16 protein-coding genes are annotated in these 17,307 nt (G+C 70.4%); 10 read left to right on the top strand and 6 right to left on the bottom strand.

Translation table 11 applies throughout. The features are described 5' to 3' along the window. Positions 1-1,415: 1,415 nt before the first annotated feature. Positions 1,416-2,432 (top strand): glycoside hydrolase family 76 protein, encoded by a 1,017-nt coding sequence (locus ACIA77_RS09975; protein WP_395885423.1) that lies wholly within the window; start codon positions 1,416-1,418, stop codon positions 2,430-2,432. A 3-nt stretch (positions 2,433-2,435) separates the two neighbouring features. Here ACIA77_RS09975 and ACIA77_RS09970 read toward each other — a convergent pair whose 3' ends face one another. Both ACIA77_RS09970 and ACIA77_RS09965 read right to left on the bottom strand, forming a co-directional pair. Further along, the gene (locus ACIA77_RS09970; RefSeq protein ID WP_395885422.1) at positions 2,436-3,302 is read right to left on the bottom strand and encodes a LacI family DNA-binding transcriptional regulator; all 867 of its coding nucleotides are present in this window, start codon (positions 3,300-3,302) and stop codon (positions 2,436-2,438) included. Positions 3,303-3,409: 107 nt separating this feature from the next. Next, entirely contained in the window at positions 3,410-4,438 is a 1,029-nt protein-coding gene (locus ACIA77_RS09965; RefSeq protein WP_395885421.1) for a LacI family DNA-binding transcriptional regulator, read from the bottom strand. Positions 4,439-4,545: 107 nt separating this feature from the next. Between ACIA77_RS09965 and ACIA77_RS09960 the strand changes: the two genes are divergently transcribed. From ACIA77_RS09960 to ACIA77_RS09930, 7 genes are all read left to right on the top strand, one after another. Then, positions 4,546-5,565 (top strand): substrate-binding domain-containing protein, encoded by a 1,020-nt coding sequence (locus tag ACIA77_RS09960; RefSeq protein WP_395885420.1) that lies wholly within the window; start codon positions 4,546-4,548, stop codon positions 5,563-5,565. Continuing rightward, positions 5,562-6,557: an ABC transporter permease gene (locus tag ACIA77_RS09955; protein ID WP_395885419.1), complete on the top strand. Its 996-nt coding sequence runs from the start codon at positions 5,562-5,564 to the stop codon at positions 6,555-6,557. The genes ACIA77_RS09960 and ACIA77_RS09955 overlap by 4 nt, the downstream gene beginning before the upstream one ends. Beyond that, on the top strand, positions 6,554-7,378 hold the full coding sequence (locus tag ACIA77_RS09950; RefSeq protein WP_395885418.1) for an ATP-binding cassette domain-containing protein: 825 nt from the start codon (positions 6,554-6,556) through the stop codon (positions 7,376-7,378). Before ACIA77_RS09955 ends, ACIA77_RS09950 begins: the two co-directional genes overlap by 4 nt. A gap of 7 nt (positions 7,379-7,385) precedes the next feature. Further along, positions 7,386-8,240: a PfkB family carbohydrate kinase gene (locus ACIA77_RS09945; RefSeq protein WP_395885639.1), complete on the top strand. Its 855-nt coding sequence runs from the start codon at positions 7,386-7,388 to the stop codon at positions 8,238-8,240. Further along, entirely contained in the window at positions 8,237-8,872 is a 636-nt protein-coding gene (locus ACIA77_RS09940) for a nucleoside/nucleotide kinase family protein (protein WP_395885417.1), read from the top strand. Before ACIA77_RS09945 ends, ACIA77_RS09940 begins: the two co-directional genes overlap by 4 nt. Then, positions 8,869-9,615, top strand: a complete 747-nt coding sequence (locus tag ACIA77_RS09935) for an SDR family oxidoreductase (RefSeq protein ID WP_395885416.1) — start codon at positions 8,869-8,871, stop codon at positions 9,613-9,615. Before ACIA77_RS09940 ends, ACIA77_RS09935 begins: the two co-directional genes overlap by 4 nt. Before the next feature lie 284 nt (positions 9,616-9,899). Then, positions 9,900-10,313: a VOC family protein gene (locus ACIA77_RS09930; protein WP_395885415.1), complete on the top strand. Its 414-nt coding sequence runs from the start codon at positions 9,900-9,902 to the stop codon at positions 10,311-10,313. Positions 10,314-10,320: 7 nt separating this feature from the next. Here ACIA77_RS09930 and ACIA77_RS09925 read toward each other — a convergent pair whose 3' ends face one another. The 4 genes from ACIA77_RS09925 to ACIA77_RS09910 form a co-directional block, all read right to left on the bottom strand. Further along, positions 10,321-11,010 (bottom strand): DedA family protein, encoded by a 690-nt coding sequence (locus tag ACIA77_RS09925; protein ID WP_395885414.1) that lies wholly within the window; start codon positions 11,008-11,010, stop codon positions 10,321-10,323. 191 nt (positions 11,011-11,201) lie between these two features. Continuing rightward, positions 11,202-12,026: a YceI family protein gene (locus tag ACIA77_RS09920; protein WP_395885413.1), complete on the bottom strand. Its 825-nt coding sequence runs from the start codon at positions 12,024-12,026 to the stop codon at positions 11,202-11,204. Then, positions 12,023-14,647: an MFS transporter gene (locus tag ACIA77_RS09915; RefSeq protein ID WP_395885412.1), complete on the bottom strand. Its 2,625-nt coding sequence runs from the start codon at positions 14,645-14,647 to the stop codon at positions 12,023-12,025. The genes ACIA77_RS09920 and ACIA77_RS09915 overlap by 4 nt, the downstream gene beginning before the upstream one ends. A 7-nt stretch (positions 14,648-14,654) precedes the next feature. Next, complete coding sequence (locus ACIA77_RS09910) at positions 14,655-15,173, bottom strand: MarR family winged helix-turn-helix transcriptional regulator (RefSeq protein WP_395885411.1); 519 nt, start codon at positions 15,171-15,173, stop codon at positions 14,655-14,657. Between the two features lie 245 nt (positions 15,174-15,418). On the opposite strand from ACIA77_RS09910, the gene ACIA77_RS09905 reads away from it, so the two are divergent. Both ACIA77_RS09905 and ACIA77_RS09900 read left to right on the top strand, forming a co-directional pair. Continuing rightward, the gene (locus ACIA77_RS09905; RefSeq protein WP_395885410.1) at positions 15,419-15,844 is read left to right on the top strand and encodes a PPOX class F420-dependent oxidoreductase; all 426 of its coding nucleotides are present in this window, start codon (positions 15,419-15,421) and stop codon (positions 15,842-15,844) included. Positions 15,845-15,907: 63 nt separating this feature from the next. Continuing rightward, the gene (locus tag ACIA77_RS09900; RefSeq protein ID WP_395885409.1) at positions 15,908-17,302 is read left to right on the top strand and encodes an FAD-binding oxidoreductase; all 1,395 of its coding nucleotides are present in this window, start codon (positions 15,908-15,910) and stop codon (positions 17,300-17,302) included. The last annotated feature ends 5 nt before the right edge of the window (positions 17,303-17,307 follow it).

Below are 17,307 nucleotides of genomic sequence, written 5' to 3'. Positions count from 1 at the left end.
CAACGCGTATACGAAACCGGCGCGGACCCACGCAGATCTCAGTGCACCCAGACTCCGCCCTGCACCTCGATCCGAAGCCTCCACGCGGTCTGGATCATCTTGTCAAGGCACGCTTTCCAGCCTTGACAAGATGATCCAGACCGTCGTTACCATCATCGGCTTCGGGGTGCAGGACGAGTCTCGGGCGCAATGTCGCGCGCTAGCGCGGCGAGGCGTCCGTTTGAAGACGTGACGTTGAAACGCGGACGTGAAACGCAGACGTTGAAACGCAGACGTCGAACCCCAGGCTCTCAAGGCGAGACTTGAAGGACGCCCACGACTCGGCGCGCTGGCGCGCACCATCGTCGGGCGTAGGTCACGTGGGCACCCCGACCCCTGATGGTCACCACGGTCTGGACCACGTGTCAAGGCGGGAAAGAGTACCTTGACACGTGGTCCAGACCGCGGAGAAGGCGGGGATCGAGGTGCTGAGCGGGGGCTGGGTGCCTGGTTGGTTTTCGTAGTGGTGTTGCGGGGGCGTTCCGCGGTGCGGGTTTGGGTGGTCAGCGCGTCGGTTGCGGGGTGGTGTGCTGCAGGGCTGCTGCGGCGCGGCGGGCGGTGATTGCTTGGGCGATGGTGGAGCGCTTCGCTGCGCTCGGCGCCGTGGCCTCGGTGCGGCGGGTGGGTGCCGGGGTTGTGCGGTGTGCAGCCGGGGCGGTGGCCGCGGTGTGGCGGATCGCCGCCGCTGAGCGGTGCTGGGCCGGCGCGGAAGCAGAGGTGCGTCGCGCCGGGGCCGGTGTGGCAGTCCGGTTGGCAGGGGCAGGGCTGGCGGCCCGTCGAGCCGGAGCCGTAGTTCGGCTGGCAGGTGCCGGGGTGGCAGCGCGCCGCGCCGCAGCCGGAGCCGCGGTCCGACTGGCAGGCGCGGGAGTCGCAGCGCGTCGTGCCGGGGCCGGAGTCGTGGCCCGCCGTGCCGGGGCCGGAGTGCTGTCCCCACTGGCGGGCGCGGGAGCCGCAATGCGTCGTGCCGGGGCCGGAGCCGCAGTCCCGTCGGCAGGCGTCGGAGTCGTGGCCCGTCGAGCCGGGGCCGGTGTGGCAGTCCCACGAACGGGAGCCGGAGTCGCAGCGTGCCGTGCCGCGGCCTGTCGAGCTGGGGTCGGAGCAGCAGTCCCGCGAACGGGAGTCGAAGCCGGACCAGCGTTGTGCTGCGCGACCGGTGCCGGTGCTGGCGTGGCAGCATCGGCGGCCGGGGCGAGTAGGGCGAACGAGCCGGCCGCGGCGACGACGCTCAGGAGGCCGGCGGTGGTGAGGCGCTTGAGATTCACGGGGGAACTCCCATCAGTCGATCTTGGTCACGTCGACCGTAGGCACGGGTTGTCAGGAACCCGTGTCGATCGGATCAGGGCGCGATGTGGTGCGCGAACGGGCACAATCCAGGGATGGATGGGGCTGAGCGGGCCGCGGTGGCCGAACGGGCGGTGCGGGTGCGGCACCTGCGGCCGGTGTGGGGTGTGCCGGGCACGGTGCTCGGGCGGAGTGGGTGGCCGCCGAGTTTTGGGCAGCGGTGGCATTGGCATTGGAACTACTGGTGGCAGGCGCATCTGCTCGACTGCCTCGTCGACGCGCAGGTGCGGGATCCGCGCGAGGATCGGGCGAAGGTCATCGCCCGGTTCGTGAAGTCGGTGCGGTTCCGGAACTTCGGGAAGTGGACCAACGACTTCTACGACGACGTCGCATGGCTCGGTCTCGCGCTGCAGCGGGTTCGTGCGCTCGAGTTGTCCGATGTGGATGATGCGATCGCGGCGATCGATGAGCAGTTGCACGAAGGCTGGACTGATGATGCTGGCGGCGGGATCTGGTGGCGCCGGGGGGACAAGTTCAAGAACGCGCCCGCCAACGGGCCCGCCGCGATCTTCCACGCGCGGGAGGGTGACGCGAGCCGGGCGGCGGAGATGACGAGCTGGCTCACGCACACCCTCAAAGATCCTGCGACGGGCCTCGTCTGGGACGGCCTGCGGGTCGACACCGGGGAGCTGGTCAAGAACATCTTCACCTACTGCCAAGGCGTCTACCTCGGTGCCTGCCTCGAACAATCCGATGTGGACAACGCGGCGAGCACGATCGACGCCGTCGCCGAGTACCTCGCGCCCGGGGGCATCATCCGGGGCCAGAACGGCGGCGACGGGGGGCTCTTCGGGGCCATCCTCGCCCGGTACCTCGCCCTCGCGGCCAAGAAGCTCACCGGGCCGGCGGCGGACAAGGCGAAGCACCTCGTCCTCACCTCGGCCGACGCGTGCTGGGGTGGCGCGACGACAACGCTCACCGGCCCGCTGTTCAGCGCGGAATGGGCCGCTCCCGCGCCGCCGGACCCGCCGGAGAGCGGAGCGCCCGAGCGGGACTTGTCCGTCCAAACAGGAGCGTGGTTGCTGCTCGAAGCCGCGGCGACGCTGGGCTGAAAGTCAGCAGCCGCACGAAGCCCCGTGCATGAAGCGCGGCGCCAGCCGGACCGCTTCGGGCCGGCGGTCCGGCTCCCGGACCCGAGCCATCAGCAGCTGCACCGCGCGCCGGCCGATCTCGGCGATCGGTTGCGCCATCGTCGTCGCGGCGGGGGAAACCGTCCGCGCCCACGCGACGTCGCCGAACCCGACCAGCGCCAGTTCGGAACCGATGCGGATGCCGCGGCGGTGCGCTTCCCACTGGACGCCGATCAGCATCGCCTCGCCGGCCACGACGATGGCCGACGGCGAGGGCCAGCCGTCGAGCAGTTTGGCGGCGGCGCGCGCGGCGCCGCCCGGCGAGGACATGCCGCCGGCGACGAGTTCGGAGTTGTAGCGCAGGCCGGCGCGGTCCAGTCCGAGCCGGTAGCCGAGGGTGCGCTCTTCGCTCACCGCGGAGTCCGCCGCGCCCGTGATCATGGCGATGCGGCGGTGGCGCCGCGCCGCGAGGTGCTCGACCAGCGACGACACCGCCTGGATGTTCTCGGACCCCACCTGGTCGACGTCGTTGCGCCCGGCGATGCGGTCGACCAGCACCGTGGGCAGGCCCATGCGCACCAGGCCGTTGATCACGGCGTCGTCGCCCGGCGCGGGCACGAGCAGCACGCCGTCGACGCGGTCGGCTCGCAACGCGCGCACCGCGGCGGCCTCTTCGCTCACGGAGTCACGGGTGTCGGCGAGCATCAGGTCACAGCCCGCGCGGGCGGCGGCGCCGCGGATCGCGCGCAGGAGGTCACCCGTGTACGGGTTCGCGTGCATGCCCAGGGCAACACCGAACCGATGGGTGACCGGCGTGTCCCAAACCGGGATCTCCGGCGCCAGAGCGGTCATGTCCCGTGCCCTCGTCGTCGTGCTTACCCAACGGTAACCGGTGGGCGGGCCCCGCCGAGATGCGCGAGCGCTGATCAGCTCCAAGAATCACGCGTGTGAGTGAACCGTCAGGCCGCTCCGGAGCAGCCGCACGACTCTCGGTGGCACAACGTGGGCGGCAGCCGCACCGTCTCGGCCGCGCGCGACGGGTCGGCGATCCGCGCCAGGAGCAACCGCACGGCCTGGCGGCCGATCTCCTCGATCGGCTGCGCCATCGTCGTCAGCGGCGGGTCCACGAGATCGGCCCACTCCACTTCGTCGTACACCACCACCGGCAGGTCGCGCCCGATGCGCAAGCCGCGCCGGCGCGCTTCGTGCAGGACGCCGACCATCATGCTGTCGTTGGCCACCACCAGCGCGGTCGGCGGCTCGGGCAGCGCGAGCAGCGTGCTCAGCGCCAGCGCCCCGCCGTCGCGCCGGGAGTTCCCGCAGGCCACGAGGTCGGGCGACCACGCGAGCCCCGATCGGCCCAGCCCCAGCCGGTAGCCGAGCACGCGCTCGTCACTGGTCGTGAGCCCCGGCGCGCCGGAGATCATGCCGATCCGGCGGTGCCCCAGCGCCGCGAGGTGCGCGGTGAGCGCCGACGTCGCCTGGATGTTCTCCGCGCCCACCTGGTCGACGTCGCCGCGGGTCGCGAGGCGGTCGATCAGCACCGTCGGCACGTCGAGCGACACCAGCTCCCCGATCACGGCCCCGTCGCCCGGGGAAGGAGTCACCAACAGCCCGTCGACGCGACGGGACCGCAGGGCCCGCACCACGTCACGCTCGGACGCCACCGTGTCGTGCGTGTCGGCGAGCAGCACGGTGTACCCGTTGGCCGCCGCCTCCCGTTCGATCGCCTGCATCAGCGCCGCGAAGTACGGGTTCGCCACCAGCGAGATCGCCATGCCGATCGACCGCGTCCCGCCCGTGACCAGCGAACGCGCGATTGCGTCGCCCGTGTAGCCGGTCTTCTCGATCGCCCGCAGCACGGCGGTCTTCGTGTCCTCCGCGACCGCCCGCGTGCCGTTGACGACGTGCGAAACCGTCGTGATCGACACCCCGGCGAGATCGGCGATGTCGCGCTGGGTCGGGCGGGTGGAGCGGGGTCTCGGCATGTCAGTCCTTCACGGGAGCTCACTCGCAAGCGTTTGCGCAAACGCTTGCGACGTGCCGACAGTCTGTCTACCTTGCCGTCCATCGGCAACCTCGCAGGAGGGAATTCATGAGACAGCGCAGTCTCACCGCACTGGCTCTGGCGGCCGCCGTCTCGGTCGCCACCGCCGGCTGCACGGTCGAGCGCCACTGGGGCGGGAACACGAACACCGGCGGCAGCGGAAAGGCCAAGGTCGGCCTGGTCACCAAGACCGACACGAACCCGTACTTCGTCGAGCTGCGCAACGCGGCCCGCGCGGCCGCGGCCGCCAACGGCGCCGACTTCAGCGCGCTCGCCGGCCAGTTCGACGGGGACAACGACGGCCAGGTCCGCGCCATCGAGAACCTCACGCAGCAGGGCGTGAACACCATCCTGATCACCCCGAGCTCGTCCACCGGCGTGCTCAAGGCGATCAAGGACGCCCGCGACGCCGGGATCCTCGTGATCGCGCTCGACACCGCCACCGAGCCCGCGGACGCCGTCGACGCCACGTTCGCGACCGACAACTTCGCCGCCGGTCAGCAGCAGGGTGCCTACGTCAAAGCCGCGTTGCACGGCACCGACCCCAAGTTGCTGATGGTCGACGGGACCGCCGGCTCGTCGGTCGACACGCAGCGCCACGGCGGGTTCCTCAAGGGCATCGGGCTCACGGACTCCGCACCCGAGATCAAGGGCCACACCAACGCCAACGGCGACCAGAGCCAGGCCCAGCAGGGCATGGAGAACCTCCTGCAGCGCACCACGGACGTCAACGCCGTCTACTCCATGAACGAACCCATGGGCCGCGGCGCGTACGCCGCGCTGAAGGCCCGCGGGCTCACCGGCCAGCTCGTGATGGGCTCGATCGACGGCGGCTGCGAAGGCGTGCAGAACGTCAAGGACGGCCTGTACGCGGCCACCGTCATGCAGTTCCCCAAGAAGATGGCTGAACAGGGCGTGCTCGCCGCCGTGCAGTACGCGAAGACCGGCAAGAAGCCCACCGGGTTCGTCAACACCGGCTCCACCGTGATCACCGACAAGCCCCTGCCCGGCGTCCCGAGCCAGAACACCACGTGGGGCCTGCAGAACTGCTGGGGAGGCACCAAATGACGACGGCGACGGTGACCGGGACGCGTGAGCGCGAGTCGCTCGGCGAGTTCCTCCTGCGAGCGCCCGCCGTCGGCCCCGCGCTCGCGCTGATCGTGGCCATCGTGGTCTTCTCGCTGGCCACGGACACGTTCTTCGACCTCGACAACCTGTCCACGGTCGTGCAGCAGTCGCTCGTCGTCGGCACGCTCGCGCTCGGCCAGACGCTGATCATCCTGATCGCCGGCATCGACCTGTCCAACGCGTCGTCGATGGTCGTGGCCACGCTGGTCATGGCGAAGCTCGCCGCGGCCGGGACCAACGGCTTCGTCGCGCTGCTGGCGGGAATCGTGCTGACGATGATCGTCGGCCTGTTCATCGGCGGGCTGGTCACGCGGGTCAAGCTGCCCGCGTTCATCATCACGCTCGGCACGTTCACCGGCCTGACGGCCGTGGCGAAGCTGATCGCCGGCGGCCAGGCTGTGCCGGTCACCGACCCGCTGCTGCAGTGGCTCGGCACCAAGCGCTACCTCTTCGGCGGCATCCCGATCACCTACGGCATGACGCTCGCGCTGATCATGTTCCTGATCGTCTGGTACGCGCTCACGAAAACCGCGTGGGGCAAGCACGTCTACGCGGTGGGCAACGCGCCGGAATCCGCGCGTCTATCGGGCATCAAGGTCAACCGCACGGTGCTTTCGGTCTACCTGGTCGCGGGTTTCTGCTTCGGCATCGCCGCGTGGCAGGCGCTCGGCCGCACGCCCAACGCCGACCCGAACCAGTTCCAGCTGGGCAACCTCGACTCGATCACCGCCGTGGTGCTGGGTGGCACCAGCCTTTTCGGCGGCCGCGGTTCGGTGCTGGGCACGCTCTTCGGCGCGCTGGTCGTGGCCGTGCTGCGCTCGGGGCTGACGCAGATGGGCGTGGACGGCAACTACCAGGACCTCGCCACCGGCGCGCTGCTCATCGCGGCCGTGGTCGTCGACCGGATCGCACGGAGGCAGCAGCAGTCATGACTTCCGACAACGGCAAGCAGACCACCCTCTCGGCTCGCGGCCTGGTGAAGCGCTACGGCCGCGTGACCGCGATCGACGGCGCCGACTTCGACCTCCACCCCGGTGAGGTGCTCGCCGTGGTCGGCGACAACGGCGCCGGGAAGTCCAGCCTCATCAAGGCGTTGTCCGGCGCGCTGATCCCCGACGCGGGCGAGATCCGCGTGGACGGCGAGGTCGTGCACTTCAAGTCCCCTTTGGACGCTCGCCACCACGGGATCGAGACGGTGTACCAGGACCTGGCCGTCGCGCCGGCGCTGGACATCGCGTCGAACATGTTCCTGGGCCGGGAAAAGCGGCTGCGCGGGCCGTTCGGCGGGCTCGGCCGCAAGCTCGACACGGGCGAGATGCGGAAAGAAGCGCAGCGGATCCTCGACGAGCTGGGCATCAAGGTCAAGTCCATCACGCAGCCCGTCGAAACGCTCTCCGGCGGCCAACGCCAGGGTGTCGCGGTGGCGCGCGCCGCCGCGTTCGGCACCAAGGCCGTGATCATGGACGAGCCGACGGCCGCCCTCGGTGTCGCGGAGTCCGCGAAGGTGCTGGAGCTGATCGGCCGCATCCGCGACCGCGGGCTGCCGGTGGTGCTGATCAGCCACAACATGCCGCACGTGTTCGACATCGCCGACCGGATCCACGTGCACCGGCTCGGCAAGCGGGTGGCCGTGGTGTCGCCGGAGACGCACACGATGAACCAGGTCGTCGGCCTGCTCACGGGCGCGCTGCAGCTCGACGAGGCAGGTGGGGTCGTGGAGGTCGCGGCCACCACGCACGCCGGGCTGACCTGACGTGCGCGTGCTGCTGGCGGGGTTGTGCACCGTCGACGTCGTGCAACGGGTGTCGGAGTTCCCGGCGCCGGGCGAGAAGGTGCAGTCGCTGCGGGTCGACGTCGCGGCCGGGGGGCCCGCGACCAACGCCGCGGTGACCGTGGCCGCGCTCGGCGCCGGCGCGACGCTCGTGACGGTCGTCGGAGCGCACCCGCTGGCGGCCCTCGCGCACGGGGACCTCATCGCGTGCGGGGTCGACGTCGTGGACCTCGACCCCGAGCGCACCGACTCACCGCCGGTCAGCGCCGTGGTCGTGCGCGACTCCGACGGCGAGCGCACGGTCGTTTCGCGCAACGCGGCGGCCGACGCGCCGCTCACCGTCGGCGACGTCGAGCCGCTCGTGCGGGAAGCGGGCGCGGTGCTCGTCGACGGTCACCACCCGGAGCTCGCGCTGGCGGTCGCGCGCGCGGCGCGCTCACTCGGCGTGCCCGTCGTGCTCGACGCCGGCAGCTGGAAACCCGTCCTGGACGAACTGTTGCCGCTGGTCGACGTCGCCGCGTGCTCCGCGCACTTCCGCGCGCCCGGCGCGAACCTGCGTGAACGGGGAGTGCCCGTCGTGATCGTGACCGCGGGGCCGGATCCCGTTCGCTGGAGCAGTGCGGAAGACTCGGGACAGGTGCCTGTCAACGTTGTCGGAGCTCGGGACACACTGGGCGCCGGCGATGTGTGGCACGGTGCGCTGGCACACGCGGTCGCGAGCGGCCGCGCGTCGGTGCCCGAGTGGATCCGGCAAGCGAACGCGGTGGCCGCGGTGCGCGTCCGCCACGTCGGGCCACGGTCGTGGACGGCGGCCGTTTCGGAGTTGGGAGAAGGAGTGCGATGACTGCGTTCGAGGACCTCCTGGCGCGGGCCGAAGGGCTCGCCAAGCCGCGGCAGCGCAGCGTGCTGGGCATCGTCGGCGCGCCTGCCTCCGGCAAGACCACGCTGGCCTGGGCGATCGCCAGCGCGCTCGGCTCCCGCGCGGCCGTGGTCGGCATGGACGGCTTCCACCTCGCGCAGGTGGAGCTGCGGCGGCTCGGGCGCATCGAACGCAAGGGCGCGCCGGACACGTTCGACGCGGCCGGCTACGTCCACCTGATCGGCCGGCTGGCCGACGGCGAGGAAACCGTTTACGCACCGGAGTTCCGCCGCGAGATCGAGGAGCCCATCGCCGGCGCGGTACCGGTGGCGCCCGAAGTGCAGCTCGTGATCACCGAGGGCAACTACCTGCTGCTGCCCGACGACCCGTGGAGCGGCGTGCGCCGGCACCTCACCGAAGCCTGGTACCTCGCGCCCGACGAGCCGGAGCGGATCGAACGACTGGTTTCGCGCCACCGCCGCTACGGCCGGTCGCTGGTCGAGGCCCGGCAGCGCGCGCTCGGTTCCGACCAGCGCAACGCCGACTTGATCGCGAACACCCGCGACCGCGCCGACCTCGTGCTGGAGAACCTGCCGCTCGTGAACTTCGCCCTGTGACCGGAGTTCTCGTCGTCACCGGGGGCAGCCGCGGGATCGGCGCGGCGATCTGCGAGCTCGCCGCCTCGCGGGGGTACGACGTGGTGGTCAACTACTCCGGCGACTCCGAGCCGGCTTCCGCAGTGGTGGACCGGGTGCGCGCGCACGGGCGCAAGGCGCTCGCCGTGCGGGCCGACGTCGCCGACGAACGCCAGGTGCGCAAGCTCTTCGGCACCGCCGGGGAGATGGGTTCGCTCGCGGGCGTGGTGAACAACGCGGCGATCGTCGGCCCCACGCCGGGCCGGCTCGACGAGCAGAGCGCGGCCACCGTGCGGCGCGTGCTCGAGGTCAACGTCGGCGGCGTGTTCCTGTGCTGCCGCGAGGCCGTGCGGCGGCTGTCGACGAAGTACGGCGGGCCCGGTGGCGCCATCGTCAACGTCTCCTCGACGGCGGCGCGCACGGGCTCCGCGGGCGAGTGGGTGCACTACGCGGCGACGAAGGCGGCTGTCAACACGCTCACCTACGGGCTCGCGCAGGAGGTGGCCGCGGAGGGCATCCGCGTGAACGCCGTGGCGCCGGGCCTGATCGCCACGGGTCTGCACGAAGCCGCGGGGCTGCCGGACCGGCTCGAGCGGCTGGCGCCGGCCATTCCGCTGGGGCGCCCGGGTGAGCCGGCGGAAATCGCCGAAGCGGTGTTGTGGCTGCTGTCGCCGTCGTCGTCGTTCACCGCCGGCGCCGTGCTGGAGGTCGGCGGCGGACGCTGAAGCCGTGTCCCACTCTGTGGGCTGCCGGACCGGGATTGCCTGGCGGTGACGGTCCGGTCTCGTCTCGGCGTCATCCCGTCAAGTGGGACGCCGGGCGACGACGAGATCACGATTCGTGGCGGAAGTCGGTGAACCCGTCCGCCCGATCGGGGCGGCTGTGTCACCCTGGTGGAGCTCTCGGGGCCGTGGAATCGCCCCGCGGGCGCGGCGGCGCCGGGTCACAGGGTTGGGTGGCGAGCGCCCCGCTGCGCAGCCGGGGGTCGGAAAGGACGGCCGCTCACACCATGCCCAAGCTCACGTCTGTGCACCATCTGGCGCTCACCGTGACCGATGTGGAACGAAGCGTCCCGTGGTACGCACGGGTGCTCGACCTCGAAGAGAGTCACCGCCGCGAAGACCCCGAGACGGGCGTCCACAAGGTGGTGCTCAAATCCGCCGGCGACGGCTTCTCCGTCGTCCTCGTGCAGCACCCGGACACCGAACGCCGCGCGTTCGACGAACGCCGCACGGGCCTCGACCACGTCGCGTTCTCCGTGTCGTCCAAAGCGGAACTCTGCGAGTGGGAAACCCGCCTGGCCGAGTACGGCGTCTCCTACCACCCGCCGCGGACCTCGCGCACCTTCGAAGGCTCGTCGGTCATCATCTTCCGCGACCCGGACGGCATCCAGCTCGAGATCTGGTCCGACCCGGAGCTGTAGAGCGGGCTCAGCCCTGCTCGGTGACCGTGGCCGCGGTGGCGTCTTCGCGCTCGTCGACCGGGCGGCGCATCTCCTGGCGGTAGCGCAGGACGCCGTAACCGGTGCCGAACACGAAGAACGCCACGCTCACCCACAGCGCCGCCGTCTTGAGCCACGGCAGGACGTCGAGCAAGCCGGCGCCGTAGTAGCCCAACAGGACGAGCGTGGGCACCCACAGCAGGCCGCCCAGGCTGGTCGCGACGAGGAAGCGGCGCGAGTCCATGCGGGCGGCCCCCGCGATGAGCGGCGCGAGCGTGCGGATCCACGGGATCCAGCGCGCGGCGACGATCGCGAAGAACCCCTTGCGGTCCAGGAACCGTTGTGCGCGATCGAGGTTGTGCCGGTTGAGCACCTTGCCGCCGCGGCGCGCGATCAAGCGCGTGCCGGTGCTGCGGCCGATGTAGTAGCCCACCTGGTTGCCGCCGACGGCGACGACGAGCGCGGCGCCCGAGAGCAGCCACGCGTTCGCGTCGGAACCGTGCTGCGCCAGCACCACACCCGCGCCGAAGAGCAGCGAATCGCCGGGCAGGAAGAGCCCGACGATGAGCGCGCATTCGACGAACACGAAGGAAAGCACGATGACCCACACGAGCAGCGGGCCGGCGGTGTCCAGCCAGCTCACGCCGACGCCGGCGGCCTCGATGCTTGCGACGTTCACGCGGAGAGCCTACGTGGCCGTTATCAGCGTGGAATACGGAACCATCTAATCCTGCCTTCCGGTCACTTTCGGTATTCCTGCGATGAACGGCGCGTTCACCTGGCGCGGCGAAAACACGCACCGTCGACGAAACGAACGGGCCGCCCGGAACAGTTCCCGGGCGGCCCGTTGGAAAACGCGTCAGAACTTGGTCAGAACTGGGGCAGGGACTCGCCTTGCACCGCTTCGATGTCCAGCTCCACCTTCACCGTGGTGCCGATCGCGGCGACGCCCGCGCGGACCATCGCGCTGTAGTTGATCGCGAAGTCGTTGCGGTGCAGCTGCGTTTCGGCGTGGAACGCGGCGCGCACGCCGCCCCACGGGTCCGGGCCGTGGCCCTGGTAGCGCAGGTCGAGCTCCACCTGACGGCGTTCGCCGTGCAGCGTCAGCTCACCCAGCAGCGTCCACGTGTCCGCGCCGCGCTGCGACAGGCCCGTGCTCTCGAACGTGATCAGCGGGTACGCCTCCACGTCGAGGAACTCGGCCGAGCGCAGGTGGTCGTCGCGCATCTTGATGCCGGTCTCGATGCTGCCCGCCTTGATCTCGGCGCGCACCGTCGAACGCTCCACCGGGCGCGTGATCTCGATGCGCCCGCCGACGTCCGGGAACCGCACCTTGATGCTCGCGATGCCCATGTGCCGCGCGGTGGCGACCACCGACGAGTGCACCGGGTCGATCGTCCACGGCCCGGCCGGCGGCAGCTCGACGGCCTCGGCCACCGGGGCCAATGCGATGTCGCCCAGGAGCCCGGCACCGTCGGAGCCGATCTGCACCGTGCGCGCGGTCGGGCTGTACCCCGGCGCCGTGATCACGGCGGTGTAGACGCCCGGGGGCAGCGGGTCGGTGGCCACTGCCCCCTTCGCGTCGGTGATCTGACGGGCGACCTGGCGGCCGTTGAGGTCGGTCACCGTGAGCACGGCGTTCTCGACCGGCCAGCCGCCGTTGGCCCGCAGCTGTCCTCGCAGGCCCGCGGTCATGAGCGGTCGACCAGCTCGTCGAGTGCCTGGTCGTAGCTCAGGCGCACGTCGTGCTCGGCTTCGCCGTCCGACAGCGTCACCTGGCTGGTGGCCGGCGGGTAACCGCTCGCCACCACCGTGTACGCGCCGACCGGAAGGTCGCTCACCACGTAGCGGCCCTCACCGTCGGTGCGGGCCACCGCCGCGACGTTGCCGTTCGCGTCGAGCACGGTGATCCGCGCGTCCGGCACGATCCGCTCGCCCTCGGTGCGCGCGACGCCCTGCAGCAGCACGGCCCCGGCCAGCTCGACGTCGTGGCGCAGCACGCCGCTGTCGGGCACGGTCAGGGTGACCGCCACCGGGCGGTAGTGCGGACCGCTGGCGACCAGCGTGTACTGGCCCGCGCCGACCCCGCTGAAGGTGTAGACACCGTCGTCGGCCGTGATGAAGGCGCCGTTGACCTCGCCGCGCGAGTCGGTGAGCGTCACGGTCGCGTTGGCCAGCGGGGAGCCGATCCCCACCGACCGCACGACGCCGGTCAGCTCGCCCGAGCCGGTGAGCGTCACGTCGAGCTTCGCCGGCCCGCCGCCGACCACCACGCTGGAGGCCTGCGGCTGGTGGCCGGGCGCGGCCACGATCAGCACGTACGTGCCCGGGCCCTGCGTCGGCACCGAGTAGCTGCCGTCGCCGTTGCCGGTCGCCCGCGCGACCTGGCGACCCTGCTGGTCGATCAGGGTCAGCGCGGCGGCGCTGACGTGGCTGCCGTCCTGCCGGCGCACGTGGCCGGTCACCGGGGGACCGCCCGCGCCCAGCGGCACGTCGACACCCGCACCCGCGACCGAGTTCGTGATCGGCATGGGCAGCGAGCCCGAAACCGCCTCCGGGTCACCGTGACCGTTGTTGCTCATCGCGTGCCTTCCACCCACGCCGGCGAGAACGGGTTCCCGCGGCTTTTGCTCCTCGAACAGCGAACCCGCGTGGACCGCGTCGTCGACCGTGGTCGCCACCGGCTCGTCGTCCGTGTCGAGCAGCGCCTCGCCGCCTTCCATCGCCGCGGCCGCCGGGGCGGTGCCCGCGAGCGGGATCTCCTTCATGAACAGCAGCACGAGCGTGGCGAGCAGCGACACCGCACCGGCGACGTAGAACACCGTGGTGATCGACTCGGTGAACCCGATGAGGATCGGTGTCCGGACCGCGGGCTCCAGCGTCTGGATGACGCTGGTGTTGCTCGAGAGGCTGGCCAGCTGCCCACCGGCTCCGGCAGGCGCGTGCCCGCCGAAGGCCTTGGTGATGTTGCCCGGCAGCACGTTGAACAGGATGGTCAGGAAGACCGCGACACCCGCCGTACCACCGATCTGGCGGAAGAACGTGGCCGACGCGGTCGACACCCCGATGTCGCTGCGCGGCCCGGCGTTCTGCACCGCGATGACGAGCGTCTGCATGCACTGGCCGAGGCCGAGGCCGATCACGGCGGCGGCGACCATCGGCAGCCACAGCTTCGAGTCGTACTTGACCTGGGCGAAGATGATCGCGCCGCCGGCGATCAGCAGGGTGCCGACGACCGGGAAAACCTTGTAGCGCCCGGTCTTCGACGTGATCCGGCCCGACAGGATCGAACCGGTCATGATGCCGGCCATCAGCGGCAGCATCAGCAGCCCCGACGCGGTCGGCGAGTAACCCAGCACCACCTGGTAGTACTGCGGGATCATCGTGATCGCGCCGAACATCGCGACACCGACGATGACACCACCGACGATCGCGACGGTGAACGTCGAGTTCTTGAACAGCCGCAACGGGATCAGCGCCGCGTTCTTCATCAGCTTCTCGATGACGATGAAGAGGATCACGCCGAAGCCGCCGACGGCGTAGCAGAGGATCGACTTGGTGTCGCCCCAGCCCCACTTCTGGCCCTGCTCGGCCACGATCAGGAACGGCACCACGGCGATGACCAGAGCCAGCGCGCCCCACCAGTCGATCCGGTGGCTCTGGCGGCTGTGCGGCACGTTGAGGACGCGGCCCACCACGAGGAACGCGATGACGCCGATCGGCACGTTGATCAGGAAGACCCAGCGCCAGCCGGCGATGCCGGCGAGGCTGTCGAAGCCCGCGAAGAACCCGCCCAGCACCGGGCCGATCACCGTGGACAGACCGAACACGGCGAGGAAGTAACCCTGGTACCGCGCCCGCTGGCGAGGCGGCACGATGTCGCCGATGATCGTCAGGGCCAGCGACATCAGACCGCCGGCGCCGATGCCTTGGACGGCGCGGAAAGCGGCCAGTTCGTACATCGACTGCGAGAAGGTCGAAGCCAGTGAACCGGCGACGAAGATGGCGATCGCCGCGAGGTAGAAGGGCTTGCGGCCGTAGATGTCGGAGAGCTTGCCGTAGATCGGCGTCGCGATGGTCGACGTGATCAGGTACGCGGTGGTCACCCACGCCTGCAGGTCGAAGCCCTGCAGGTCGTTGGCGATCCGGACGATCGACGTGCTCACGATCGTCTGGTCGAGCGCGGCGAGGAACATGCCGCACATCAGGCCGCTGATGATCGTGAGGATCTGGCGGTGACTCAGCCCCAGTGCGTCAGCGCCGGCAACGGGTTCGCCCACCCGTTGCTGAGGTTCTTTCTGGACGGTTGACGTCATGTTTTTCCTAGGCCCCCTTGGACTGCTGCGGCACGGTGGTGTCGCCCATGTCTGGAAAGTTGTTCTCGATATCGGTGTTGAGCCGCCCGAACAGCTCGTTGAGGGTTTCCCGGTCCTCTTGGGTCCAGTCGCCGAGGACGTCGGCGAGCCAGACGTTGCGCTGTTTGCGGTTCTCCTCGAAGACCCGCAGGCCTTCGGTGGTCGGCGCGAGCAGGCACGCGCGGCCGTCCTCGGGGTCGGCCTGGCGCTCCACGAGACCGTGCTGGACGAGGGCGCTCGACTGCCTGCTGATCGTGGAGATCTCGGAGTGCAGGAACTCGGCGAGCTTGCTGGTGCGCTGCGGGCCCTCGTGGATGAGGCAGAAGAGGATCGCGTAGGCGGCCCTCTCGATGCCGTCCGGACCCTGCGCGGCGACCTGCGTCTTCGCCTTGGTGATCAAGCGCACGAACCGGACGAGCTCGTGGCCGAGCTGGTCGGCCAGGTCGAGCTCGCCCTTGGGCCTGGTGGCGGAGCTGTTCGGTGCCATTCGGTGGATCTTTCTCGCGGTGAACGAACCGGTTGTTTGGCGGCTGCAACTAGTTGCCTAGAGCAAGAGTGTTCCTGATCTGTGCTTCGCGCAAGCTCGCGGACCCCGGTTGTGTCGCATCACACTTTAGTTGTTGCATGCAAGCAGATTTTCACCGGACGGTGTTCGTCCGTTTTCTCCCGACTTCATTCTCCCTGGTCAGACGACGGGGGAACAAAGCGGAGTGTGACGGGTTGGATGGAGGTATGACCGACGACACAGCCCTGTACTCCCTCATCGGCTCCGGCAAGACCGGGGTCCTGGCCACGCTCAAGCGCGACGGACGGCCGCAGCTGTCGACCGTCAGCCACCACTTCGACCCGGAGAACCGCACGATCCAGGTGTCGATCACCGAGACGCGCGCCAAGACGAAGAACATGCGCCGCGACCCGCGCGTGAGCTTCCACGTCGGCAGCGAGAACGGCTGGTCGTACGCCGTGGCGGAGGGCGAGGCGTCGCTGACGCCGGTCGCCGCGGCCAAGGACGACGCGACCGTCGAGGCGCTGATCGAGCTGTACCGGAAGGTCGCCGGCGAGCACCCGGACTGGGACGAGTACCGCGAGGCGATGGTCGCGGACCAGCGGCTGGTGCTCACGATCAAGGTCGACCGGGTGTACGGCTTGGCGCGCTGAGCCGTTCTGGCGAAATCGGAATTTTTGTTCCGCAGTGCGGACATCTGGCTTTACGATGACCCCATGAGCAACGACGCCCTCATCCAGCGACTTCGCGACGAGCTCGGCAAGGACGCCGTTCTCACCGATCCCGACGTGACCGGAAGCTACGCGCGCGACATGATGCCGCTCGCGCCCTCGGGCAAGCCGCTGGCGGTGGTGCTGCCCGTCGACACCGCGGGGGTGCAGGCGGTCGTCAAAGCGTGCGCCGAGGCGCGGGTGCCGGTGGTGCCGCGCGGGGCGGGCAGCGGCCTGTCCGGGGCCGCCAACGCCATCGACGGGTGCGTGGTCCTCGTGCTCACCAAGCTCGACGAGATCGTCGAGATCGACCCGGGCAACCGGCTCGCGGTGGTGCAACCGGGCGTCGTCAACCTCGAGTTCCGCAACGCCGTGGAGAAGCACGGCCTCTTCTACCCGCCCGACCCGTCGAGCTACGACTGGTGCACGATCGGCGGCAACCTCTCCACCAACGCCGGCGGCCTCTGCTGCGTGAAGTACGGCGTGACCACCGACTCGGTGCTCGGCCTGCAGGTCGTGCTCGCCGACGGGTCGCTGCTCGAGACCGGCCGCCGCACCGTGAAGGGTGTGGCGGGCTACGACCTGACGAAGCTGTTCATCGGCAGCGAGGGCACGCTCGGCGTGATCACGCAGGCGACGCTCGCGTTGCGGCCGCTGCCGCAGGCGCCCGCGACGCTCGTCGCCGGCTTCTCCACGACGGAAGCGGCCGGCGAGGCCGTCGCGCGGGTCGTGCGCGAAGGGCTCGTGCCGTCGCTGCTGGAGATCATGGACGCGGCTTCGATCAAGGCGTCCGAGGCGTACCTGAACACGGATCTGGGCGCCGGCTCCGACTGCCAGGCGCTGCTGCTGGCCCAGTCGGACCTCGGCGGCGAGGCCGCGCTGCGCGAGCTGGCGGTTTTGGAGCAGATCAGCGCCGACTGCGGCGCCGACCTGGTCTACGCCACCGACGACCTCGAAGAGGGCAAGATGCTGCTGCAGGCCCGCCGCGTGGTCCTGACCGCGCTGGAGACCTACGGCGTCTGGCTCACCGACGACGTGTGCGTGCCGCGCACCCGCATCGCCGAGCTCATCCGCGGCTGCGAGCAGGTGAGTGAAAAGGTCGGCCTCAAGATCGCCGTGGTCGGCCACGCCGGCGACGGCAACATGCACCCGACGATCGTGTACTCACCGGACGACGAGGACGAATTCGCCCGCGCGCAGCAGGCGTTCGACGAGATCCTCGAGGTGGGTCTGGCACTCGGCGGCACGGTCACCGGTGAGCACGGCGTCGGCAAGATCAAGCGCGACTGGCTCGCCCGCGAGATCGGCCCGGTCGGCCTGCGCGTGCACCGGCAGCTCAAGCAGGCGCTGGACCCGGAGAACCTGTTCAACCCGGGCTCGATGTTCTCGCTGACCGACTGAGGTTC

Source organism: Amycolatopsis sp. NPDC051903, assembly GCF_044452505.1.
GTDB lineage: Bacteria > Actinomycetota > Actinomycetes > Mycobacteriales > Pseudonocardiaceae > Amycolatopsis.
Note: the sequence above shows the minus strand (reverse complement) of the source record. Positions and strands in the feature narration are given on the sequence as shown.